The 22,918-nt window shown below is 54.8% G+C and carries 32 protein-coding genes; 25 read left to right on the plus strand and 7 right to left on the minus strand.

Translation table 11 applies throughout. The features are described 5' to 3' along the window. The first annotated feature begins 2 nt into the window (after positions 1–2). The 4 genes from E0E41_RS02020 (at position 3) to E0E41_RS02035 (ending at position 1,856) form a co-directional block, all read left to right on the plus strand. Positions 3–191: a cysteine-rich KTR domain-containing protein gene (locus E0E41_RS02020; RefSeq protein ID WP_130868499.1), complete on the plus strand. Its 189-nt coding sequence runs from the start codon at positions 3–5 to the stop codon at positions 189–191. Between the two features lies 1 nt (position 192). Next, the gene (locus E0E41_RS02025; protein WP_130868500.1) at positions 193–510 is read left to right on the plus strand and encodes a hypothetical protein; all 318 of its coding nucleotides are present in this window, start codon (positions 193–195) and stop codon (positions 508–510) included. 681 nt (positions 511–1,191) lie between these two features. Then, positions 1,192–1,623: an RNA polymerase sigma factor gene (locus tag E0E41_RS02030; protein WP_130868501.1), complete on the plus strand. Its 432-nt coding sequence runs from the start codon at positions 1,192–1,194 to the stop codon at positions 1,621–1,623. Next, a complete protein-coding gene (locus tag E0E41_RS02035; protein WP_130868502.1) occupies positions 1,620–1,856 on the plus strand; it encodes a helix-turn-helix domain-containing protein in 237 nt (78 codons plus the stop codon). The genes E0E41_RS02030 and E0E41_RS02035 overlap by 4 nt, the downstream gene beginning before the upstream one ends. 152 nt (positions 1,857–2,008) lie before the next feature. Here E0E41_RS02035 and E0E41_RS02040 read toward each other — a convergent pair whose 3' ends face one another. The 4 genes from E0E41_RS02040 to E0E41_RS02055 all read right to left on the minus strand — a co-directional run bounded on the left by E0E41_RS02040 (position 2,009) and on the right by E0E41_RS02055 (position 4,622). Then, positions 2,009–2,380: a cysteine-rich VLP domain-containing protein gene (locus E0E41_RS02040; RefSeq protein WP_130868503.1), complete on the minus strand. Its 372-nt coding sequence runs from the start codon at positions 2,378–2,380 to the stop codon at positions 2,009–2,011. Then, on the minus strand, positions 2,377–3,708 hold the full coding sequence (locus E0E41_RS02045) for a relaxase/mobilization nuclease domain-containing protein (RefSeq protein WP_130868504.1): 1,332 nt from the start codon (positions 3,706–3,708) through the stop codon (positions 2,377–2,379). Before E0E41_RS02045 ends, E0E41_RS02040 begins: the two co-directional genes overlap by 4 nt. Beyond that, the gene (locus E0E41_RS02050) at positions 3,669–3,998 is read right to left on the minus strand and encodes a plasmid mobilization protein (protein WP_069988592.1); all 330 of its coding nucleotides are present in this window, start codon (positions 3,996–3,998) and stop codon (positions 3,669–3,671) included. The genes E0E41_RS02045 and E0E41_RS02050 overlap by 40 nt, the downstream gene beginning before the upstream one ends. Positions 3,999–4,253: 255 nt before the next feature. Beyond that, positions 4,254–4,622 carry a helix-turn-helix domain-containing protein gene (locus E0E41_RS02055; RefSeq protein WP_069988590.1) on the minus strand — a complete coding sequence of 123 codons (369 nt, stop codon included), beginning with the start codon at positions 4,620–4,622 and terminating at the stop codon, positions 4,254–4,256. 227 nt (positions 4,623–4,849) lie between these two features. Here E0E41_RS02055 and E0E41_RS02060 point away from each other — a divergent pair, with 227 nt between their 5' ends. The 16 genes from E0E41_RS02060 to E0E41_RS02135 all read left to right on the plus strand — a co-directional run bounded on the left by E0E41_RS02060 (position 4,850) and on the right by E0E41_RS02135 (position 16,477). Next, entirely contained in the window at positions 4,850–5,515 is a 666-nt protein-coding gene (locus tag E0E41_RS02060; protein WP_130868505.1) for a response regulator transcription factor, read from the plus strand. Continuing rightward, entirely contained in the window at positions 5,512–6,642 is a 1,131-nt protein-coding gene (locus E0E41_RS02065) for a sensor histidine kinase (protein WP_130868506.1), read from the plus strand. The genes E0E41_RS02060 and E0E41_RS02065 overlap by 4 nt, the downstream gene beginning before the upstream one ends. A gap of 135 nt (positions 6,643–6,777) precedes the next feature. Continuing rightward, a complete protein-coding gene (locus E0E41_RS02070) occupies positions 6,778–7,470 on the plus strand; it encodes a hypothetical protein (RefSeq protein WP_130868507.1) in 693 nt (230 codons plus the stop codon). A 666-nt stretch (positions 7,471–8,136) separates the two neighbouring features. Then, complete coding sequence (locus tag E0E41_RS02075) at positions 8,137–8,565, plus strand: sigma-70 family RNA polymerase sigma factor (protein ID WP_165450577.1); 429 nt, start codon at positions 8,137–8,139, stop codon at positions 8,563–8,565. Between the two features lie 5 nt (positions 8,566–8,570). Continuing rightward, positions 8,571–8,804 carry a helix-turn-helix domain-containing protein gene (locus E0E41_RS02080; RefSeq protein WP_069988586.1) on the plus strand — a complete coding sequence of 78 codons (234 nt, stop codon included), beginning with the start codon at positions 8,571–8,573 and terminating at the stop codon, positions 8,802–8,804. A gap of 395 nt (positions 8,805–9,199) precedes the next feature. Then, positions 9,200–9,367, plus strand: coding sequence for a transposon-encoded TnpW family protein (locus E0E41_RS02085; RefSeq protein WP_130868508.1), 168 nt, complete (start codon positions 9,200–9,202; stop codon positions 9,365–9,367). Positions 9,368–9,471: 104 nt separating this feature from the next. Beyond that, positions 9,472–11,343, plus strand: coding sequence for a recombinase family protein (locus tag E0E41_RS02090; RefSeq protein WP_242623657.1), 1,872 nt, complete (start codon positions 9,472–9,474; stop codon positions 11,341–11,343). A gap of 370 nt (positions 11,344–11,713) precedes the next feature. After that, positions 11,714–12,136 carry an AlkZ-related protein gene (locus tag E0E41_RS02095; protein WP_438819462.1) on the plus strand — a complete coding sequence of 141 codons (423 nt, stop codon included), beginning with the start codon at positions 11,714–11,716 and terminating at the stop codon, positions 12,134–12,136. Between the two features lie 13 nt (positions 12,137–12,149). Then, positions 12,150–12,722, plus strand: a complete 573-nt coding sequence (locus E0E41_RS02100) for an SGNH/GDSL hydrolase family protein (protein WP_130868509.1) — start codon at positions 12,150–12,152, stop codon at positions 12,720–12,722. Next, positions 12,719–13,129, plus strand: coding sequence for a peptide deformylase (locus E0E41_RS02105; RefSeq protein ID WP_130868510.1), 411 nt, complete (start codon positions 12,719–12,721; stop codon positions 13,127–13,129). Before E0E41_RS02100 ends, E0E41_RS02105 begins: the two co-directional genes overlap by 4 nt. Beyond that, positions 13,126–13,440 (plus strand): TIGR04076 family protein, encoded by a 315-nt coding sequence (locus E0E41_RS02110; RefSeq protein WP_130868511.1) that lies wholly within the window; start codon positions 13,126–13,128, stop codon positions 13,438–13,440. Before E0E41_RS02105 ends, E0E41_RS02110 begins: the two co-directional genes overlap by 4 nt. 12 nt (positions 13,441–13,452) lie before the next feature. Continuing rightward, on the plus strand, positions 13,453–14,169 hold the full coding sequence (locus E0E41_RS02115) for an SDR family oxidoreductase (protein ID WP_130868512.1): 717 nt from the start codon (positions 13,453–13,455) through the stop codon (positions 14,167–14,169). Continuing rightward, complete coding sequence (locus tag E0E41_RS02120; protein WP_130868513.1) at positions 14,166–14,633, plus strand: flavodoxin family protein; 468 nt, start codon at positions 14,166–14,168, stop codon at positions 14,631–14,633. Before E0E41_RS02115 ends, E0E41_RS02120 begins: the two co-directional genes overlap by 4 nt. Further along, entirely contained in the window at positions 14,630–15,088 is a 459-nt protein-coding gene (locus E0E41_RS02125) for a metallophosphoesterase family protein (protein ID WP_130868514.1), read from the plus strand. Before E0E41_RS02120 ends, E0E41_RS02125 begins: the two co-directional genes overlap by 4 nt. After that, positions 15,088–15,606, plus strand: a complete 519-nt coding sequence (locus E0E41_RS02130; RefSeq protein WP_130868515.1) for a DUF6933 domain-containing protein — start codon at positions 15,088–15,090, stop codon at positions 15,604–15,606. Before E0E41_RS02125 ends, E0E41_RS02130 begins: the two co-directional genes overlap by 1 nt. Positions 15,607–15,721: 115 nt before the next feature. Continuing rightward, positions 15,722–16,477, plus strand: coding sequence for a DUF5714 domain-containing protein (locus tag E0E41_RS02135; protein ID WP_368019816.1), 756 nt, complete (start codon positions 15,722–15,724; stop codon positions 16,475–16,477). A 30-nt stretch (positions 16,478–16,507) separates the two neighbouring features. On the opposite strand, the gene E0E41_RS02140 is transcribed toward E0E41_RS02135, so the two are convergent. From E0E41_RS02140 to E0E41_RS02150, 3 genes are all read right to left on the minus strand, one after another. After that, on the minus strand, positions 16,508–17,155 hold the full coding sequence (locus tag E0E41_RS02140) for a vWA domain-containing protein (RefSeq protein WP_130868517.1): 648 nt from the start codon (positions 17,153–17,155) through the stop codon (positions 16,508–16,510). Positions 17,156–17,248: 93 nt separating this feature from the next. After that, a complete protein-coding gene (locus E0E41_RS02145) occupies positions 17,249–18,259 on the minus strand; it encodes an O-acetyl-ADP-ribose deacetylase (protein WP_130868518.1) in 1,011 nt (336 codons plus the stop codon). 24 nt (positions 18,260–18,283) lie between these two features. Beyond that, positions 18,284–18,676: a pyridoxamine 5'-phosphate oxidase family protein gene (locus E0E41_RS02150; protein ID WP_130868519.1), complete on the minus strand. Its 393-nt coding sequence runs from the start codon at positions 18,674–18,676 to the stop codon at positions 18,284–18,286. A gap of 140 nt (positions 18,677–18,816) precedes the next feature. Between E0E41_RS02150 and E0E41_RS02155 the strand changes: the two genes are divergently transcribed. The 5 genes from E0E41_RS02155 to amrS all read left to right on the plus strand — a co-directional run bounded on the left by E0E41_RS02155 (position 18,817) and on the right by amrS (position 22,912). Then, positions 18,817–19,374 carry a TetR/AcrR family transcriptional regulator gene (locus tag E0E41_RS02155; RefSeq protein WP_130868520.1) on the plus strand — a complete coding sequence of 186 codons (558 nt, stop codon included), beginning with the start codon at positions 18,817–18,819 and terminating at the stop codon, positions 19,372–19,374. Next, positions 19,352–19,897, plus strand: a complete 546-nt coding sequence (locus E0E41_RS02160; RefSeq protein WP_438819446.1) for a hypothetical protein — start codon at positions 19,352–19,354, stop codon at positions 19,895–19,897. The genes E0E41_RS02155 and E0E41_RS02160 overlap by 23 nt, the downstream gene beginning before the upstream one ends. Positions 19,898–19,900: 3 nt before the next feature. Further along, positions 19,901–20,566, plus strand: a complete 666-nt coding sequence (locus E0E41_RS02165; RefSeq protein ID WP_130868522.1) for a hypothetical protein — start codon at positions 19,901–19,903, stop codon at positions 20,564–20,566. Positions 20,567–20,702: 136 nt separating this feature from the next. Next, complete coding sequence (amrA, locus tag E0E41_RS02170; RefSeq protein ID WP_130868523.1) at positions 20,703–22,091, plus strand: AmmeMemoRadiSam system protein A; 1,389 nt, start codon at positions 20,703–20,705, stop codon at positions 22,089–22,091. Further along, positions 22,088–22,912 carry an AmmeMemoRadiSam system radical SAM enzyme gene (amrS, locus tag E0E41_RS02175; protein WP_130868524.1) on the plus strand — a complete coding sequence of 275 codons (825 nt, stop codon included), beginning with the start codon at positions 22,088–22,090 and terminating at the stop codon, positions 22,910–22,912. The genes amrA and amrS overlap by 4 nt, the downstream gene beginning before the upstream one ends. Positions 22,913–22,918: the final 6 nt, after the last annotated feature.

Consider the following 22,918-nt stretch of genomic DNA (forward strand, 5'->3'; position numbering starts at 1 on the left):
CATTGGAAAAAGAAAAGTGGGTACTATGCCCGATCTGCAACAACAAAACCCGGATTAAGGTGCGCCCAGATACGGTGCTTGAAAACTTCCCCCTGTACTGCCCTAAGTGCAAGCAGGAAACAATCATCAACGTAACCGGGCAAAATGTAGTTGCGGTCAATAAAATTAAAAATGATAGAGAGGGACAATAATATGAAAAAGAAAACGACTATTGTTGTCACAATAATAGCCATAATCGTTTTGGCGATAGCTGTATGGTTTTTCGAATACCACAACCGAAAAAGCAACGACAATTTGCCAAGCCTTACTTCTATTGCCCAAATGGACGAAGGCGAGGTTAATAAGATTGTATGCGGATACCGCAGGGAGCAATTAGTCGAAGTTTGGGGTGCCCCCGACGAAAGCAGTTCTACGGAAGATATTTGGATTATTGAGGACAGCATTACGCTTACTGTTAATTACCACAACAACGACGATAAGGCCGTGGTGTGTGGCTTGTCTAATCAATAGAATAGAAAAAGTGACAATATGGAGATCGTGTTAAACTTTTTCTGAATTATATTACATTGACGGTGGCGGGTATTGGATTTGTTATAACCCTTAGTAAATTACCGCATTACTGAACAGATCAACACAAAATAAATAAATATATCAGTTATCACAGAGCCAGACGCATAGACGCAGAGCCGATAGCCAGCAGGGATGTTCCTTGCGGTTATCGGCTTATTTTTATCTCAATACACGACAATATCCTACCCTGCCAGACGGGAAAAGAAAATCCATTGCCGGATCAGTTGCTTTTGCGCTCATTCTACATATCCGGCAGCGGTTTTGAAAAATCAAGGCCACCGTTCTTTTATGCCCTCATAGGAACGACGCCATGATGTTGGCGAGATCGGCGGCCCACGGAGGGAGCCGCCATGCTGATATACCCTGTTTTTCAAAAGCATAGCTTGTTAAAAAAAGCCTGTACCCAACAGGGGGTAGCCCCGGCCAACAATATGAACTATACCATGTAAGGCAACTTCATATCTATTTTCATTTCGCCCGGTGGGTCTACGACCTGCCGGGCGAATTTTGTCGTTTCCTGCGGTCTTTCGGTGCGGGCCGGAGCTGCCGCAGCAACATAGATACAGGGGGCGACGCAACCGGCCCCGGCCTCTCACTCTCCCGCAGATCGGGGGTGAGAAGATGAAGTACACTCCTGATGGTTATGGAGAACGCTGCCGGTTTGATGCTTTCTGCAAAACTGTTCTCCGCAACGAGGCCAGAACCCACCTGCGGGATTTAGGCCGCCAGTGGAACCGGGAAACGGAGTTCGGCGCCTTGTCCCAGCACGAAATGGACAAGCTCTGCACAGTGGACGAATACCCAAGTGCCAGCTTCCTATTCACGGCCTATGGCCACACTCTGCATATCCGGGACGAGCAGATGGCCGCCGCCTTTGCCAGTCTGCCGGAACAGGAGCAAGGTATTTTGATCCTGCATTGTGTGTTGGAGCTGACAGACGGTGAGATCGGCAAACTTGTGGGAATGTCCCGCAGCGCAGTCCAGCGGCACCGCACCAAGGCCCTGAACGAATTGCGGAAACGATTGGAGGAAGAAAGGAGGAAAACGAAATGAAGCAGCCGACTTTCTGTGGGCGGGGGCTGTTGCCCCTGTCTGTGATCGAGGCGGCCCGCGCCGGTGATCCTCTGGCTGTGGAGCGCGTCTTGCGGTACTATGAGGGCTACATGGACAAGCTCTGTACCCGGACGCTCTACGATCTGGATAGTACGCCCCATGTGCGGGTGGACGAGTACATGAAGCGCCGATTGCAAAGCAGACTGATCCGGGCCATCCTGAACAGCCCATAAGAAAGCGCCGGACGCGGTGGCCTGCTGGCCCTGCGCCCGGCGTTTTTCTATGGGTTTATTCTACGCATTTCAAAGCCTGTTTCGGCCGGGATTGGAGCAATCCTATTGCCGCCCCGTCAAATGTGTGTCAGAAGCCCGCTATGGCGGCCTATTCAGCGGCTTAACTGCGTAGCTTGTAGGTATCTTTTCCGCTGCCTTTCGGCCTCTTGCTTCCGGCGCATCCGTACCGCGCAATCGGGGCAATATTTCGCCCGGTTGGATTTCGGTGTAAATGCAGCTCCGCACACGGCGCACCGCTTCACGCTGTCCCGGCTCTGGATGATCTCGGCATACAGCGCCCCGTCCAGCGGGAGGACAGCGGCACGAAACCACCGGCACAGCAGCGAATAGGAAATGCTCTGGACGCACACACATTCCTCGCCGTCGTCCAGCAAGAGGCAGTTCCCGTCACAGTAGTTGCAGCACTCATGCGTCAGCTTCCGCGCCTTGCGGTATTGGGGGTAATTCATTCTCGGTATGTTCATAGCTCTTGTGCCTGCTCCTTTCCCGGCGTCACCCGCAAAATGCTGTCCACATTCTGCTTGATAATGCCGTATTCTTTCAGCTCTCGCTTGACTTCGCCGTACTGTTCGTACAGCCGCGCTTTCTGCTTGTCCAGCTCCCGGTACTCGGCTTTCAGAGCAGCCAGATCGGGCAACCTTGTGATCCCGGCGTCCTTGATGGCCTTTGCCGCAGCCTCGTACAAAATGAGCTGGCTTTCATGTTCGCGCCGGAACGCAACCTTGTCTTTGGCCTTGCGGTATTCCAGCACCACGGGCCGGAGCTGCTTGTAGGTAGTGAGGTTCTTTATCAGCACCGCCATGTCCCCAATACGATGTTCCACGTCTTTGAGGGCCGCAGCCGCCTCGTCGTTGGCCGCGCTGATCTCCGCGATCTTGCTTTCCAGCTCGATATATTGCTCTATGCCATGCTCGGTAAGAAAGTTCACTGTCTTTGCGGCCTGCTTCAAATTTTGGAGCTTCGCCCAACGTGCATAGCCTGCGCTCTGTTGGGCCTTGATGTTGTTCTCCAAGTCGATCCGCAGGGTGATACCCTTGCGCTGCCGGTTCGGGCCTCTGTCCACGGCCAGCCCCTTGATCCGGCGGGTGATGGCTTCCTCGGTGTAGTTCTCGCCCAGCGTCTTGCAGCGGGTGAAGCGTTCCTGTCCGGGGGCGCGGAACGAGATAAATTTGCCCTGCTTGATCTCATAGCCCTGCGCCGCCATGAGCCGGAGAAAATTGTCAAAGTCTTTGGCCTGCGGGATTACGGCGTCGATGGCAGCTTTCAGTTTGGCTTTCCAGCTCTTGCCCTTGCGCCCGGCATCCCATTCCGCATAGCTCTTGCCCTTATCCAGGCTGGGCTGTACCACCGACAAACCGTTTTCCCGGCACAGCCGGTCACTGGTGCGCCGGATATAGGCGTAGCTCTGCCGGTTGGAATTGTACTTGCGGTGGTTCACCATATCCACGGCACAGAAAATCAGGTGATTGTGGACGTGGCCTTTGTCGATGTGGGTTGTCAGCACATAGGAGTATTTGCCTTGCAGCACTTCGTCGGCAAGCTGCTTGCCAATCTCATGGGCCTGTTCCGGCGTGGCCTCGCCGGGGGCAAAAGATTGGATCAGGTGATGGGCCAGATTGTTGCCTTTCTGTATGGCCTGCGCCAGCAGCATTTCAAATTCTATGTCCGCTGTTTCATAGGAGCAGCCAAAAGAGGACACCAGCATTTTGTCCTCGGTCTTGTCCGGGTTCTCGATGTAGTCCAGCGCCTTTTTCAGCGTTGACTTGATAGGATGTATCTTTGTAACTGCCATATCTTTGCCAGCGCCCCTTTGATGTCCTCAATGTCCTGCGCGTACACAGTCCCGGTACTGTTGATACGCCGGGCAATCTGATTGACGTTGACACCGATCTTTTGCAGCTCGGCGGTCTGCGCCCGAATGTCGCTGGTGTCCATGTGGACGATATACCCGTCAATGAGCATTTTCCGGGCATAGGCGGAAAAGTTTTTCGTATGGAGCTGGGCCATTTTCTGCTGGATCAAGGCCCGTTCTTCCGGCGTCACAGGGACGCGCAGCACAATGTTTCGTGTTCGGTTTGCCATTCATTCACCGTCCTTTCTGAACAGGGGTTTGGGGCTTTCCCCAACAAGCAACCGGCCACGGCCCGCAGGGACAGGGGCGGGCCGGTTTTCGGAAGTGTGGCTACACTTCCTATGCTTGCTACGTTTCTTTTTCTCCGCTACTAAAACGCTCTCAACACGTCCAACTGCCCGCAAAATACGAGATTCTCTGAAAAAAGGGCAAAAAAATAAGAGAGCCTTGCGGCCCTCTGGCAAAACGGAAAACAGAGGATGCTTTCACACATCCCCCGTTTCTTTCGCTGATTGTTCAATTTTCAGCGCCCCGTCGATTGCGCCCTCAATGACTGGCAAATAGTGTTCCGGGCAAAGTTTCAGCTTGTGGCTGACCCGCTGCCGCTGTTCGCTATCCCCGCGTATGATTTCCGGGTTGAAATACTGCTCCACGGGAAGCCCGCAGACTTTGATAAGCTGGATCACAACCGGGAGGCTGGGGATCGTGCCTTTATTTTCAATATTGGCAAGATAGCGCCATTCAATTCCCACTATTTCGGCCAGCACCTTGCGCGTCAGGTGCTTTGCTTTCCGCGCAGCTTTCACGTCCGCGCCGAAAGTTTCAAAGCCGGGGCAATCTTCAACTTTCGCCATATAACATCACCCATTTACATTGTATAGTTCATAGTATCTCGATGGAATGTTGCTATATGCAGGTAAATTAAATTTTATAATTCATATTTTGTTCGTTGCATTGTTCGAGTAAATGAAATACAATGGTATGAAATGTCGTTGCTTTGCTATCTCAAACAAAAAGAATATTTGTATGATTTCATATACACTCCATAAGTAAATGGTAGACTACGCAAGGAGGTGCTTTTATGACAACAATAATGATTGTAGAAGATGATAGGCAAACGAACGATGCCGTTACTGAATATCTAAAATCTTTTGGGCATCGGATGCTTTCGGCTTATGATGGTGATGAAGCATTACAACTTTTTGAGTGCAATAACATTGATCTGATTATTTTGGACATTATGATTCCAGAAAAGACGGGGCTGGCTGTATTACATACGATTAGAGCAAAAAGTTCTGTGCCGATCCTCATGTTGACCGCAATCGGTGATGAATATACTCAGGTTACAAGTTTCGATGAACAGGCTGATGACTACATTACAAAACCGTTCTCAATGGTTTTACTTGGGCGGCGGGTTACTGCTCTCCTGCGGCGAAGCGGACAAACGGTTTCACCAGATACTATGACTTTTGGGGATGTGACAGTTGATTTCTCTGGATACACAGCTAAAGGCCCCGAAGGAAAAATCGATATTACCCCAAAAGAAATTGATTTGCTGAAGCTCTTAGTCGAACACAAAGGTTTAGTGCTCACCCGATCTCAAATGCTGGATAGTCTATGGGGGGCCGATTACCCTATTATTGATCGTACCATTGATACATATATTAAGAACTTGCGGAAAAAACTTCGCCTTGATTGTATTGTTACGGTGAAAGGGATAGGGTATAAATTCGAGGTAGAAGCATGAAAAAGTTAAAGCTCTTTCCCAAAATATTTGTTTATACCTTGGCACTATTATTGCTAATAACCATGTTTGCCAGCGGAACGATTTATCTTCTTGCACCGATGCTGGGGGAAAACACGATCATATCAGAGGGGACTTATGTTGATGGGATGTCATCAGCAATTACGACTGCTGCCATTCCGAGAAATACAGAAATAGCCCACACAATATTGCGCTCAATACCCTATACCGTAGTGATTTGTGTTGTAGTTTCGCTTTTATGTGCCTACTTTTTTTCAAAAGCAATAACAAATCCCATCAAGGGGATTTTAGATGCAACCACTCACATGGCCGTTTTGGATCGCCAAGCGGCGTGTAAGACTGAAACCAATGACGAGATCGGAATATTAGCCAACCAAATCAACCAACTATATCAAAATTTATTGAGTACGATTGAACATCTGCAAGAGGAAAAAGATAAAGTTAGTGAAGCGGAAAAGCAAAAAATCGACTTTCTGCGGTCGGCATCCCATGAACTGAAAACCCCGGTTACAGCATTGAATGCCATGTTAGAAAATATGATCCTAAAGGTCGGTAAATACGGTGATTATGAAGAATATCTGCCGTTATGCAAAGAACGAACAGAACAACTCAGCAATATGATTTCAGAGGTTTTGGACGCATCCAAACTTGGGTCAACTGTGGAGGAAAAGCCGCAAGTACTAGCCGTGGATTGCTATTTATCAGAGTTGTGTAAGCAATATCGCTTGATTGCTCAGGCAAATGGAATTTCCTTTCAAGAAGATTTTTCTGCGATCTTTACAGTCTCTTTGCCCCCTAAAACATTTGCAAGAGCATTTTCAAATATTCTCTCCAATGCCGTTGCCTACACCTTGCCCGGTAGCTCTATTTTTGTCCGCATTGATAACCGTAAATTGATAGTCGAAAATGAATGTGAGCCAATTCCGGCAGAGCATCTAAAACATATATTTGAACCATTTTATCGCCCCGACTATGCTCGCAATCAAAATGATGGTGGTAATGGTCTTGGGTTATACATAGTGGCCTCGGTTTTAGATTCTTTGAAACTTGCCTACTCACTGGAACCCATGCAAAAACCATTGGGAATGCGGTTTACCATTACTTTTTGATGATCCTGATGTCATCCCTTTGCTATGAGAAAATAAAACATACTTCCATATTGGTTTCATATATGCTCCACATACAGATGGTAGATTATCATTGCACAGAGGAATATGTGTAATTACCAATATGGAGGTCATGTTATGAAAACATTGCTGAAAAAAAGTATGTTTATAGCCGTATCACTTGCCTTGTTTACCTGTACCTGCCTGATGTTATCCGCGTGTGCTGCAAACGCCACTTCCGCACCAGAAATACCGCGTACTTCAGGAGAGGATCAACCTGCTCCTATGAACATCAGCACCCAAGTTTCATCTGATGTGATAGCAGATGAAAACTGCTTGACGGGTAGCCCGTCTGATACCCAACCGGAGCATTGGGAAATTGAAGAATTTGAAGTATGGATGGAGCAACAGCGAGATCAAATTCAAAAGTTGGCGGACAATAAGGATAAATCCTTTTATTACAAAGATGACAACGGTAGCTATGTGTGTCGTGAATGGACACAGGAGGATGTAGATAGTCTGTATGAAAGCTGGCAGGATCAGCTTGCGCTTATGAAAGAGGGCTATCACTTTACTAAATCCATGGAATTGTCGGACGGAAGTATCATTTCCGGAGCGTTTGACCCTGAAACATGGAACGCTGCACCAGCGTCTGCCCACGGATCAACAATCATTACTTTACCTGACGGTTCGACAGTTGATTTGGGCCATTTTGATACCGTAGATGCTGCTACAAAAGCTGTGCAGGAATACTTGGAGCAGCAAGTTTCATCGGGAAATATGACACAGGCAGAAGCAGACAATTTGCTCAACAATGGTTCCATCGAGTAACAAATTTCTCAACTTGGCGGAGTTTCATTTCAAGAACCAATCATTTCATGTGAACTCCATCTGTTCGCTCCAATGCAAGTGGGAAACTCAATAAATCAGTCATCACAGAGCCAGACACAGAGCTAATAACACAAGATAATTTGTCTGGTAGGCATCGGCTTCTTTTTATCATATACAGAACAACAGCCTGCCCCATTCAACGGGGAAAGAAAAAAACCGTTGCCGGGCAGGTTGGTTCTGTGCGTCCATTCTATATCCCAGCGGCGGTTTTGAGAAATCAAGGCCGCCGCTCTTATTTTATCTATATCTAAAGGAATGTGATACTCGGATCGGCGGCCCACGGAGGGAGCCGCCATGCTGATATGTCCTGTTTTTCAAAAGCATAGCTTATTAAAAAAAGTCTGTACCCAACAGGGGTCAGCTCCGGCCAACAGTATGAACTATACCATATAAGACAACTTCATAACGCTTTCATATTCGCCCGGTGGGTCTACGACCTGCCGGGCGAATTTTGTCGTTTCCTGCGGTTTCAAATTTGCTCTGGAAGTTTTTCCAAAAAAAGTCCAAAAAGGAGGCGTGCATCGGGCAGCAAAGGGTGTCGCAGGATTAGTAGTAGCGGAAAGGGAGAGAACCACCCAATCCCCCAACAGAAAGGGGGTGAAAATGATGGAAGCTATCCCCCGCGACTATGGACAAGGCCAGTTTGATGCCTTTTGCAAAAAAGTGTTGAAGAACGAGGCACGGGCTTATCTGCGGAATATGAAGCGTCAAAGAGATCGTGAAACGATGTTCAGCGACCTGCCGCAGCATGAGTTGGACAAGCTCTGCACCGTAGACCGCTATCCCAGCGACAGCTTTGTGTTTAGCTCTCATGGGTACGATTTACATATCGACAACGAGCTTGTGGCCGACGCTTTTGCCAACCTGCCGCAACAGGAACAAAGCATTTTGATCCTGTACTGCGTACTGGATATGGCAGACGGCGAGATCGCCAGCCTCACAGGAATGTCCCGCAGCGCCGTCCAGCGCCACAGGACAAAGACACTGAAAGAGTTGCGTGTAAAATTGATGGCGCTCATGCCGGAAGGAGGTTGACGCGGATGAAAGAACCTGCCTACAAAGGCAAAGAGCCTTTGCCCCTTTCAGTGTATGTGTCCGCCCGTGCAGGCGATCCCCAAGCCGTAGAACGGTTGCTTCGGTACTATGACAATTACATGAATTGTCTGTGTACCCGGACGCTCTATGACGAGGACGGCTATCCTCATTTGTGCGTGGACGAGTACATGAAACGGTGCTTAGAAATCAGGTTGATCCAAGCTATCGTTAAAGTTTAACGATAATCGCCCGGCTGGATGCAGCGGCTTACCCTTTCCCCGCCAGCAAAAGGTCTGTGGCGTCACAGTTCTTTGAAAAATATGCCCGTATATAGCGGCGCATCATAGGGCAAACGGACACATTCTGTCTGTGCCGAGCCGTGCAGCAGGTGCGCCATGAGGCTTTTCCGTAGGAAACAGCGGAGCGATCAAACCGGGCTGTAAAACAAGTGTGGCAACTTGTGGGCGACGACGTACAGGCAAGACAATGATACTCCCGCGTTGAACGCCCTCAAAGCATTGCGCGGCGCACCCATCAGCATGGGCCGGGGTGAGATTCCCGTGGAGCTGTGCCAGCAGCCGTCCGTACTGCCCATTTCGTTTTACACCAATGTAAGCGAAAGGGGGATTACTGTATGAGTACAGTAACAAGTCAGAACCAGACCGCCCCCGTAGTACGTCAGTACGAGATCGGAGGCGTTCGCTATATTGTCAAGGCGACCGTCAAGGACGGCGCAAATGAAACCGCAGTCAAGAAAATCCGTCGGCTGCTCCAGAATGATTTGAGCAAGGCAGCCACTTAAAATTAAAGATTTTTTCATTTCCTACAAGCAGACGGATGGGGCATGATATGGTATAATATGCTTGTATCATGCCCCGTTTTCCGGCTGCGGAATAGGAGGAACTTATGAGCAAACAGCCGGAAATGGTGATTGCACGGAACCACCGTGCGACACGGAATAACGATACTACTTTGAACCTTGACAATCAAATGTACCAACAGCCAGTCACTTCCTTTCAGCGCGTGTCCAACGACGCGCCATTGAGCGAGGAAACCAAGACGGCCATCCAAAACACGGTGCTGCAATTCTATGTCCACAGCCAGACGCAGGAGGACGCCGAGGGCATCACCGCCTGCTATGAAAGACTTTCCCGCGACGATGAACGGGCAGGAGAAAGCCTGTCAATAGAGAACCAGAAGCGGATTTTGGAAAAGTATTGCCGGGATCACGGCTATACCGCCATCCGCCACTACGACGAGGACGACGGATTTTCGGGAACCAACTTCAACCGTCCCGGATTCCAGCGGATGCTTGCCGACATCAAAGCGGGCAAGGTCAAGCGCGTCATCGTTAAGGATATGAGCCGGTTCGGGCGTAACTATTTGCAAGTCGGGATGTACACGGAAATGCTGTTTCCAGAGTACGGCGTCCACTTTATAGCCGTCAATGACGGTGTGGACAGTGTGCGCGGGGATAACGAATTTGCCGCCATCCGAAACGTGTTCAACGAAATGTACGCCAAGGACACCAGCAAGAAAATCCGGGCTACATGGCAATCCAAGGGACGCTCCGGCGAACACCTTACCACCGTTCCGCCCTATGGGTACATCAAAGACCCGGAGGACACAAAGCGGTGGATCGTGGACGAAGAAGCTGCCGCCGTTGTCCAAAAGATTTTTGCACTGTGCATGGACGGTTTGGGGCCGACGCAGATTGCAAAATGGCTGAAAGAAAACAAAGTGCTGAACCCTACTGCTTACGCTTATGAAAAGGGACTACCAGCTCCGAACAAACCGCCAGTCGATCCCTACAAGTGGACGAATGAAACGGTATCGCGGATTTTGGAGCGTCTTGACTATTTGGGTCATACGGTGAACTTCAAAACCACCAAGCAATCGTTCAAGAGCAAGAAAAAGCTGTGGAATGACCCGTCGGAATGGGTGATCTTCGAGAACACACAGGAACCCATCATTGAGGAAAGCGTGTTTCTGATCGTCCAGAAAATCCGGCAGGGCCGCCGCCGTCCTACCAAAATGGGCGACATGGGAATGTTCTCCGGCCTGCTGTATTGTGCGGATTGCGGCGGAAAGATGTACCTGTGCCGGACGAACTACTTCAAGCCGGAACAGGAATACTACATCTGTTCTACCTACCGCAAAGACCGCACCTTATGTTCGACACACTCTATCCGTCGCGTTGTCCTTGAAGAAATCGTGCTGCGGAACCTGCGGGAAGCCATTCAGTATGTGACACAGTACGAGGACGACTTTGTGCAGCGGGCAGCGGATCAAAGCCTGCGGGAACGGGACAAGGAGCTGGCGCAAAAGAAAGATACCCTGACGCAATCGCAAAAGCGGATTGCCGAGCTGGACGTTATCATCAAGCGTCTGTATGAGGATAACATTTCCGGCAAGCTCTCCGACGAGCGTTTCATCAAACTGTCCCGTGATTATGAGCTGGAACAGACCAACCTTACAAATCTCGTCGAACATCTTCGGCAGGAAGTCAAGGAACAGGAAAAGCAGAAAGTCAACGTCAGACAGTTTATTGCAGCGGTCAGGAAGTACACCGATATGCAGCAGCTTGACGCTTCTGTTCTCCGGGAGTTTGTGGAGAAAATTTATATCTCCGAGGTTTACACGCCGGACGAGAACGAGCCGCGCATTAAGGTCAGAGAAATTGAGATTGTCTATAACTTCATTGGTGCATTTGATTTTGAGGAAGCAAGGGAGCAATCCCAAGCAGCCCAAAAAGAAAAGAAAACCGGCGTAGCCTAAACTACGCCGATTCTCTCACATAAATGTTTTCTTACGTCACCGCCCCTCAGGCCGGGTTTTTTATTATATGCCGATAGCGGCAGGCGGACGTCCGCAGAGTGAACTACACCCGCAAGGCAGACTTTCCGGTGGAGTTCTTCTCCTGGGAGGAGAGGCTCCGTGTCCAGTGTATGCGCATAGCCCCCTACAGCAATGAGCCCCGCCAGAACAAATACGCCTTGGATCATCGGATCATTGACAGGTCCGGGATCCGGACGCTATGATAAGATAAGGCAGCGGGATTTCAAAATACACACACCAGGAAATTTACCGATGTGATGTAATGCGATTCGGTCTTTCGGAGATCCGGAGGAATTCCTAAGACTGGACAATAGGGCGGAGCGGCTACGACTTTGACAGCCGCTGGGATGATGAGCTGGCCAGTCTGCGTCAGAAGCGCATCATGGATCAGTTTGCCGTCAAGGACGAGCTGTTCTCCTTTGAGCTCAAACGCCTGGCCGGGTTCGGCGAAGAGGGGGAAAAGAACTTTGAGGGCACGGTGACCGACCTTCAGATGGGCGGCTACCTGCTGATCCGGGACTTCCGGCAGCACCTCAACAAAAAGGGCCAGCCCTACGGGTGGCCCATCTCCGTCTATACCACCCCAGAGAATTTATGGGGCTATGAGCATATCTCCTCCGCCTACTCCACAGAACCCATGCTATCCAAGGAACTGGTTTATGATCAGGTGCACAGGAATTTCCCGGCGGCTACAGAGGCTACCCTCCAGGCGGTGCTGGGATGGGACAGATAAAGGGGGCGCTATCATGCGGATTCTGATGCTGGGCAACAGCTTTATTTTTACCAACCATATGCCCCAGATGCTGGCTGCACTGACCGGCGCGGAAGTGATCCACCATACCCGGGGCGGGGCGCGGCTGTCGGAGCATCTGAACCCCGACACCAAACTGGGAGCCCGGACGCAGACAGCACTGCGGGAGGAGCACTGGGACTATGTGGTGCTCCAGGAGATGAGCCATGGGCCTGTCACATCCCCCAGGAGTTTCTTTTCCAGTGTGGAGCGGCTTTGCAGGCAGATCCGGGAAAATGGCGCCGTCCCTGTTCTTTATGCCACCTGGGCTTACCAGAAAGGCGGGGCAAAGCTGGCCGCCAAGGGCTGGGACTACGATGAGATGGCCCGTCAGCTGTCAGAAGCCTATCATAAGGCCGCTCAGGAAAACCACGCCCTTATCGCCGATGTGGGCCGGCGGTTTTACCAGCTGTCCGATACCCAAAATCTCTACGCCGACGACGGCGTTCACCCCAACGAGCAGGGCTCCCGTATTGCGGCGGAGACCCTTGCGGCGGTCATTCAAGCGCACAAGGAGAAGCAACGATGATTCAAGCTATCTGCAAAGACGAGGTATTTCTGGCTCAGAAGGCGGAGCCAGCCACAGCCGGCGATCTTCAAATCGCCGCCGACCTGCTGGAAACACTGGAGCACCACAAGGAGGGCTGCGTGGGCATGGCGGCCAACATGATCGGCGTGAACAAGCGCATCATCGCCTTTGATAACGAGGGCACCTACATGATCATGTTCAACCCGGAGATCATCAAAAAGTCCGGACCCTATGACGCGGAGGAGGGCTGTCTCTCCCTTACCGGGACCCGCTCCGCCAGGCGGTGGAAGTCCATCAAGGTGCGCTGGCAGAACGAGAAGTTTCAGGAGCGGCTGAAAACCTTTACCGGCTGGACGGCCCAGATCATCCAGCACGAAATCGACCACTGTGAGGGTATCATCATATGAAAAAGTGCAGGATCACCGTCATGCGCATTACCCGATATGAGGATCTGATGGCCCAATATGAGAATCCGATCTCCCACGCCTGCGACATGGAGGTGGGGCAAGTCTTTATTGCCAACGGCTGGGCTAAGCCGGAGGGCTTCTGTCAGAGCGCATGGGACACCCTCTCCCCTTTTGTGCTGGCCCTGAGCCACGGCGGAGCGGACTTTTACGACGGCTGGATGCAGAATCCCAAATCCGCCATGCTCTCCTGCAACGACGGCTTCCGCCCGGTGAGTTTTCTGGTGGAGGCCCTGGACGAGAATGCGGACTGAGGAGGACGACCCATGTTTGAAAACAAAGTTGCCGTGGTTACCGGCGGCGCCAAGGGCATCGGCAAGGCCATTGCCCGGGAGTTCCGCAAGGCAGGGGCCAAGGTGTGCGTCATTGACCTGCTCCCCAATGACTACTTTGTGGGCGACCTGGCCGATCAGGCGGTTCTGGAGGAGTTTGCCCGCAAGGTCATCGCCGACTGGGGCCACGTAGACTATCTTGTGAACAACGCCCTGCCTCTGATGAAGGGCATCGACGCATGCACCTATGAGGAGTTCAACTACGCCCTGCGGGTGGGTGTCACCGCCCCCTTTTACCTTGCCAAGCTGTTTGCGCCCTATTTTGCCCCCGGCGGGGCTATTGTGAATATCTCCTCCTCCCGGGATCGGATGAGCCAGCCCCAGACGGAGAGCTACACGGCGGCCAAGGGCGGCATCTCCGCTCTGACTCACGCCCTGGCCGTGAGCTTCAGCGGCAAGGTGCGGGTGAACGCCATCTCCCCCGGCTGGATCGACACCGACTGCACTGTCTATGACGGGCCTGACGCCTATCAGCAGCCGGCCGGCCGGGTGGGCAATCCCCTGGACATTGCCAATATGGTGCTCTACCTCTGTTCCGACAAGGCGGGCTTCATCACCGGGGAGAACATCTGCATCGACGGCGGCATGACCCGTCAGATGATCTACCACAACGACTTCGGCTGGACCCTCCGGGGAGGCGAAAAGGGATGAAAACCGCCATTTGCTACTATTCCCGCCACCACGGGAATACCCTGAAAGTTCTGGAGGCCATAGCCGAAGAGGGTGAGATTGATCTCATCGATGTGACCACCCGTCAGGCTGTCCGGCTGGAGACCTACAACTGCATCGGCTTTGCCTCCGGGGTATATTTTGGGGAGTTCCACGACGGCGTCCTGACCTTTGCCCGGCAGTACCTGCCCCAGGGAAAGCCGGTGTTCTTCGTCTGCACCTACGGCGGGGCCAAGGGCGCCGGCACGAAGAGCCTTGCGGAGATCGCCAAGGAGAAAGGCTGCCCGGTGCTGGGGGAATTCGGCTGCAAGGGCTACGATACCTTCGGCCCCTTCAGGCTGGTGGGCGGCATCGCCAGGGGCCGCCCCAACGAGCGGGATCTGGAGAATGCCCGCAGCTTCTACAGGAATCTCAGAGAAATCTACAACAGTGAGGGGAAGAAATGAAGATCGCCATTCTCTCCGACACCCACGGCCTGCTGAGGCCCCAGGTGCTGGAGCATCTGAAAACTGCCGACGCCATTCTCCACGGCGGCGACATCAACAAGCAGAGCATCGTGGACGAGCTGCAACAATACGCCCCGCTCTACGTCGTCCGGGGCAACAACGACAAGGAGTGGGCGGAGGGTATCCCGCATGACCTCACCGTCACGCTGGACGGCGTGACCTTCGTCATGGTTCACAACAGGAAAGAGCTCCCGGCGGATCTCTCCGGGGCGGATGCAGTGGTGTTCGGCCATTCCCACAAGTATGTGCAGGAGGAAAGGGACGGCCTTCTGTGGCTCAATCCCGGCTCCTGCGGCCCGCGGCGCTTTCATCAGGAAATTACCATGATGATGGCGGATGTCAGCGGCGGGAAAATCCAGGTGGAGAAGATCACCATCCCCCACGAGGCAACGTGATGGAGCTGGGCCTTACCTTCCCTCTTCAGCGTTTTCTGAACGTAAAAACCCCGGCCTGCGGCACAGAGCCGGACCGGCGTTTTTGTTGGGATCTCCACGTCATCACCTTGAGGGGGTGTAAGTGCTTGCTGGCTGTCCACTGTCACAGCCGGTACGCCTTTGTGCGCTATGACGTACCGCCCTTCCAATGGGCAGACATTCCCGGCCTGTTCCGGGATGGGCTTCTTGAGAGCCTCACCGCCGCCGGGTTTACTCAGGGGCAGGCAAAGGGATACCTGCACCGAGCTGGGGAAAGTCAGATCACCCGGACCCATGGCCGCCGGGAGGTGGCCTTCCTCAACCGGGCTTGGGAGGATGTGCTGGCTCTGGATCTGTGCCTGGACGCCTCCAGTCAGGCCCAGCCTCTGCTGGATCACGCCGTCAACACCAGGCCCGGCCGGTGTGCGGGCTTTGAGGGGCCTGGGCTGGCTCTGGAGCGGATCACCGCAGCATTGAATGAAGAAAAGACAGAAACATGAAAGAAGAATATGCCCGGCAGCATAATGCCAAGCGCGCTGTGATGGAGGGCAGAGTGTACTGGTTCCATACTGCTGCACAAGTAGCCGTACTGCGGAAATGAGAGGAGACAGAGACTTGAACACGGAAGAATGTCTGATCTGTAAGGCGCCCCTGGAATACCTGACACAGGACGAGGTCATGGAGTGCGCCATCTGCCACAGGAAAGAGCCCAGCAAGACCCGCTGCGTGAAGGGCCACTATGTATGCAGCGACTGCCACACGCAGGGCATGGACAGCATCTTCGGTCTGTGTCTCTCCGAGACCTCCACCGACCCCGTCGCCATCGTCCGTCGGATGATGGATCTTCCCTTCTGCCACATGCACGGCCCGGAGCACCATGTGATGGTGGGGGCAGCTCTGCTCACCGCCTACAGGAACGCCGGCGGCACCCTCGATCTTGAGAAGGCGCTCCATGAGATGTACAGCCGGGGCAAAGCCATTCCCGGCGGTGCCTGCGGCTTCTGGGGCGCCTGCGGAGCGGGGATCGGTACAGGCCAGTTTCTGGCCATCGCCACGGCGTCTACTCCCCTGGCCAAGGAGCCCTGGGGGCTGAGCAATCAGATGACCGCCCGGGCCCTGGACCGCATCGGCAAGGTTGGCGGCCCCCGGTGCTGTAAGCGGGACTCCTTTTTGGCGATTCTGGCCGCCGTGGACTTTACCCGGGAGCACCTGGGGGTGGAGATGAAGCGCACCGTCCCCGTCTGCTCTTACAGCGCCAAGAACAACCAGTGTATCGGCAAACGCTGTCCCTTCTCGGCGGCTGCCAACAGAAAGGCTGAGGCTCCCCAGCCCGTCAGACGCATCAGACTGGCGAAACTGCCCTCGAAGTGAAAACCGCTCTGCTCCTGCCGCGGAGGCGTATCACTTCTTCCGATTCCGGAAGTCTGCCTCGATGTCCTCCTTCCAGTGCTCATCCAGGGGGGCACTGCACCGGACAGCGGCCACGGCCCGCCCTACCACCTCATAATTGAGCCGGGTGCCCTCACTGTCACAGCGGTAATTCACTGCCCGGTCGGGGGTGATGCCCAGATGCCCCGCCGTCTCCACCGCGTCGATATTGGCCCCCAGGAAGAGAAAGTCCCAGCCGTACTTCTCCTTTTGCCGCTGGATCATCTCCTTGACCCGCTGAGGCGAATAGCGGTGGCTGGCGTTCTCCATACCGTCGGTGGTGATGACGAAAAGCGTGTGCTCCGGCACATCCTCACGCCGGGCATACTTATGGATGTTTCCAATGTGGCGGATGGCCCCGCCGATGGCATCCAGCAGAGCGGTACAGCCCCGGACATAGTATTCCTTGTCGGTGATGGGCCTGGCCGCACTCACCTTCACCCGGTCGTGGAGCACCTCGATCCGGTCATCAAACAGGACGGTGGAGACAAAAGCCTCGCCGGGCTCCTTCTTTTGCTTGTCCAGCATGGCATTGAAGCCGCCGATGGTGTCCCCCTCCAGTCCCCGCATGGAACCGCTCCGGTCCAGAATGAATACCAGTTCCGTCAGATTCTTTTTCATAGACAAATCCCCCTATACCGTGTTTGTTTGGCTTACAGGCACAGTATAGGGGGATTTCGTTTCTATTTGGTCGCTTCGCAGGCGACAAACGGCTCAGCCGCCCAGCAGCTTCTGGTCAAAGGCAAACAGCGCCTCGTTGATCTCAAAGATATCGTAGTTCTGATGGGCAATAAAATACTCCACGATGATGTCGAACTTGCTGGCGTGGGAGAAGGCGAAGCCCGCCTTCCGGAGCATCTCCCGGGCCTCCTCCAGCGGCAGTTCCAAAGCGATGGCAAAGGCCATGGCGGTGGGCTTGGAGGGTTTGTAGTGGACGTCTGAGCGGATCTTGGAGAAGAGCTTGCGGTCGATGTTGGCCCTTTTGTAGCACTGCGCGTCGGTCATACCGGCCTCATCGATCTTCCGCAGCAGCATCTGAGAAAAGCTCTCGTCCAGCCGCCCCAGGGCCTCGTCCAGACTTCCGGGCGCCGCCCCGCAGGGAGCGGGGACCCACAGCTCTTCCGACCTGGGTGCCGCGGAGGCCGCCCGGAAGGTCCTGGCCCTACGGCGCTGCTCCTTCTGAGAATCCGTATGCTCCGCCACATAGCAGTCGTCGATGTAAGCGGCAATATCGGCGAAGAGTTTTTTGCTGATGGCATAGGCCGCCCGGTCGAAAATCACCAGATAAACTGTCATATCATGAGCCAGAAGGAAGTCTCCGATGGTATCAACCGCCGCTTTCACGGCCTGGTCCTTGGGGCAGCCATACGCCCCGGAGGAAATAAGGGGAAAGGCCACCGTTTCACATTTGTGGGCCAGGGCCAGCTCCAGAGAGGAACGATAGGCGGAAACCAGCAGCTCCCGCTCGCCGTGACTTCCGTCCCGCCAGATGGGACCCACCGTGTGGATCACATATCGGGTGGGCAGGCAATAGCCTTTCGTGATCTTGGCCTGTCCTGTCTTACAGCCGCCCAAGGTACGGCACTCTTTCAGCAGCTCCGGCCCTGCGGCACGGTAGATGGCGCCGTCCACTCCCCCGCCGCCCAGCAGGCTCTCGTCGGCGGCGTTGACGATGGCGTCCACCTTCATGGTGGTGATGTCGTTTCGCACGATGTGAAGGGGCATAGGGACACCTCCCGCAGGGACGATTTAAAAGGTGACGGTACGGCTGGGCTCAGTGAAGGAGGAGAAGGTAGCGGCAGCCTCCGTCAGCGCAAAGACCATGGTATTCCCGTCGCCAGGCGCGTAGGCGGCATGGAGATTGGGGTACTCATTCAGCATATGTTCCTGGGCTGCGACTTCAGGCACCTCCACGGCTTTGGCCGTCACACGCAGCCAGTGGCTGCCGTCAAAAGCGCAGAGCTCTACCTTGGGATTCGCCAGCATTTGCTTCGCCACGTCCTTCCTCCGTCCGGTCTGGATGGTAAGCTGCCCATTATAAATATCGATGGTGCCGAAGGGGCGCACGCGCGGCTGATCCCCGTCCATAGTGGCCAGGTAATAGGTACCGCAGGTTTTCAGGAATTGATAGACTTCTTCCATGGGATATCCCTCCTTGCTTTTCCTCCATTTTATACCATAGCCCCTGCAGCGTCAATGTCCTCGGCGGAGCCGGAATGGGAAACCCTTGACAAGAGAGCGCAAAACGCTATAATGAACCATGTTCAAGTTGAGGTGGTTGGATGAATACCGTTGTGACGTCGAAAGAAGAAATCTTGAAAACCAGCCGGGAGCTGATCCAGCGTCAGGGCTGGACTGCGGTCAATATCCGCTCAGTGGCGGCGGCCTGTGGGGTATCGGTAGGATCTATCTATAACTATTTCGGCTCCAAGACCGCTCTGGTGGGTGCGGTGGTGGAAAGTGTCTGGTGTGAGATTTTCCATCGGCCGGAGGATGGGGCCGTGTTTCAGGACACCCTAGCCTGTGTCACCTGGATGTACGAGCGGATGGAATATGGCTGCAAGCACTACCCCGGCTTTTTCACTCTGCATTCTCTGGGCTTTATGGGGGAAGACAAATCGGACGGGAGACAGAAGATGCAGCAGACCTGGCAGCACATTTTAAATGGGCTGTGCGCTGTTCTGAAGCGGGACGCCAGGATTCGCCCCAACGCCTTTACCGGGGAGTTTACGGCGGAGAAATTTGCGGACGTTCTGTTTTCCCTGATGTTGTCCGCGCTGCTGCGGCAGGATTATAACCCCACGGCTGTGCTGGAGCTTGTCCGGAGAGCGCTCTATTGAAATTCCCAAGCAATCGTGGGAATTTCATATCCCGGAAATTGAACATCGTTCACCCGAAAGGAGGCAAATGATGAAAGTAAAACGGAATACCCTGCTGCTTCTGGCCTGTCTGGTGTGGAGCGCGGCGGGGTTCAATATTCTCCGCATCGGCTTGATGGCCTATCCGGCCTACCTCACGATACTGAATTTCCTGCTGTCTATCCTGGTTTTTGCCGTGTTCCAGAGATTCATCTTCGGCAAACTGGTAAAAAAGCACACCGCCAGGATCAGCGCCTATCTGGAGGAGCGTCACTTCTTCCTGAAATTCTTTGACGGAAAGGCCTTTGCCATCATGGCGGTGATGATGACAGGCGGTATTGGCCTGCGCTTCAGCGGACTTGCGCCGGAGCAATTCATTGCCGTCTTCTATACCGGTCTGGGCGCTGCGCTGCTGTCAGCCGGATTGCTGTTTGGCCGCAACTATGGCAAGGCAGTCTTTGCGGCAGCCACCAACCAAAATGAAATGGGACAAAAAGGAGAGTAAGCAATGCAGGCAATTATGGAGACTCTGTTTGACGCCGGCTATCTGATCTTGGTCATCACCATCGGCATTTTGATGATCCGGGGCAGCAAGGGGAATCGCCAATTCCGCCTCTTCGGCTTTATGGCGGTGGTGCTGGGCGCGGGTGATGCCTTCCATCTGATCCCCCGGGCGTACGCCCTGTGTACCACAGGTCTTGAAAACTACACCACGCTTTTGGGCCTCGGGAAGTGGATCACTTCCATTACCATGACCATTTTCTATGTGCTGCTCTACTATGTCTGGCGGCAGCGGTACCGTATAAAGGATCAGAACGGCCTCACCGCTGCGGTGTATGTCCTGGCCGGGCTGCGCATTCTGCTGTGCATGATGCCGCAGAATCAGTGGTTCAGCGCCGACGCTCCCCTCTCCTGGGGGATCTACCGCAATATCCCCTTTGCCCTGCTGGGCCTTCTGGTGATCGTGCTGTTTTTCCGCAGCGCCAGAGGGTGCGGAGATCGGGCGTTCCGCTGGATGTGGCTGACCATCGTGCTGAGCTTTGGCTTCTACATCCCGGTGGTGCTGTGGGCAGATGTGATGCCCATGATCGGGATGCTCATGATTCCCAAGACCTGTGCCTACGTATGGACGGTACTGATCGGATATTTTTCCATGAAAAAGGAATGCAGATAGCGGCGGAAATCACATAAGCACTGCACGGCGCAGGGTTCAGGATGCACGGTCTCGCTGCTCAAAAAGTTCAAATTCGGTGTCGGTTATGCTATACTGAATGCAAGAATACCTGCATCGCCGGAAAGGAGTGACCCATATGCCGATGCTCGGTGCTGTTCTGACACCTCACCCGCCTGTGCTGCTGCCGGAAGTGGGCAAGGGCCGGGAGCGCGAAATCGCCGCCACCGGACAGGCCATGCACACCGCCGCCCGGGAAGTCGCTCGCTGGAACCCCGACGTTCTCATCATCTCTTCGCCCCATACCATCCTGTACGGGGACTATTTCCATATCGCCCCCGGCAGCGGCGCGGCAGGCGATATGTCCGCCTTTGGGGCCCCTCAGGTGCGGATAGCGGCAAGGTATGACGTCCCGCTACGGGAGGAGACCGTGCGTCTGGCTCAGGCCGCCGGGCTGGAGGCCGGTACCCTGGGGCAGCGGGACCCGTCCCTGGACCACGGCGTCCTGATCCCCCTCTACTTTCTGCGTCAGGCGGGTATCGACTGCCCCATCGTGCGGATGGGCCTGTCCAGCTTTTCTCCGCTGGACCATTACCGGTTGGGCCAGTGCGTGGCCCAGGCGGCAGAGGCTCTGGGACGCCGGGCGGTCTTCGTGGCCAGCGGGGACCTCTCCCACAAGCTGAAATCCGACGGTCCCTACGGTTTCGCCCCGGAGGGACCGGTATTTGACGAGGCGGTCACCCAGGCCATGGCCTCCGGGGATTTTCTGCGGTTCCTCACCATGGATGCCTCCCTCTGTGAACGGGCGGCTGAGTGCGGCCTGCGCTCTTTCCAGATGATGGCCGGGGCCCTGGACGGGCTGGCAGTCAACCCGCAGCTGCTGAGCCACGAGGGCACCTTCGGCGTGGGCTACGGAGTGGCGCTGTTTCCGGTCACCGGCCGGGATGAAACCCGCCGCTTCGCCGCCGCCTGTGAGCAGGCCCGGCGGGCCCGCCTTCAGGCACGCCGGGCCGGAGAGGACCCCTGGGTGCGGCTGGCACGTCTGTCCCTGGAGACCTACGTGCGCACCGGCCGGCCTCTGGAACGCCTGCCGGACGGTCTGCCTCCGGAACTGACCGGACAGGCGGCGGGGGCCTTCGTGTCCCTGCATATCGACGGACGCCTGCGGGGCTGCATCGGCACCATCTCTCCTACCCAGAAAAATGTGGCCTGGGAGATCGTCCAAAACGCCGTGTCCGCCTGCTCCCGTGATCCTCGCTTTCCGCCTGTACGGACCGCTGAGCTGGATGAGCTGGAGTACAGTGTAGATGTACTGGGCCGGCCGGAGCCCGTGGACTCCCCTGCCCTGCTAAACCCCAAACAGTACGGCGTCATCGTCAGCTGCGGGCACCGGCGGGGCCTGCTGCTGCCCGATCTGGACGGCGTGGACACCGTGGAGCAGCAGCTGGATATCGCCCGGCAGAAGGGCGGCATCCGCGCCGGAGAGCCCTGTCAGATCCAGCGGTTCCAGGTGGTGCGCCACCTATGAGCACCCAATGTGAGCTCTGCTTCCACCACTGCCGGCTGGACGAGGGGCAGACCGGCCTGTGCCGGGCCAGAGCCGCCCGGGGCGGCCGGATCATCTCCCTCAGCTACGGCAAGCTGACTGCACTGGCCCTTGATCCCATTGAGAAAAAGCCCCTGCGCCGCTTCCACCCCGGCAGTATGATCCTGTCGGCGGGCAGCTTCGGCTGCAACCTGCGCTGCCCCTTCTGCCAGAACGCCGGGATCGCCGCGGCGGGGGCTGAAATCCCCACCCGGGATTGCCCGCCCGAAGTTCTGGTGCGGGAAGCCGTCCGCCTGCGGGACCAGGGCAATATCGGTGTGGCCTACACCTATAACGAGCCGCTGGTGGGCTATGAGTACGTGCGGGACTGCGCCGCGCTGGTGCACGAGGCCGGGATGTGCAACGTGCTGGTGACCAACGGGACGATTGAGGAGCGCCCGTGGCGGGATCTGCTGCCGCTGATAGACGCGGTGAACATCGACCTGAAGGGATTCACCCCAGACTGGTACCGCGCCCTGGGCGGCGATCTGGAGACGGTCAGGCGCTCCATCACCCTGGCGGCTCAGTGCTGCCACGTGGAGGTCACCACCCTGATCGTGCCGGGTGAGAACGACAGCGAGGAGGAGATGCGGGCCCTGGCCAGCTGGCTGGCCTCGGTCAGCCCGGATATTCCCCTGCACGTCTCCCGTTTCTTTCCCCGCCACCGTATGGCCGACCGGCCGCCCACGCCGGTGGAGCGGGTCTGTCATCTGGCCGATATAGCCCGGGAAAAGCTGCGTTATGTCTATACAGGCAACTGCTGAACACTT

Source organism: Intestinimonas massiliensis (ex Afouda et al. 2020) (assembly GCF_900626285.1).
Lineage (GTDB): Bacteria > Bacillota > Clostridia > Oscillospirales > Oscillospiraceae > Flavonifractor > Flavonifractor massiliensis_A.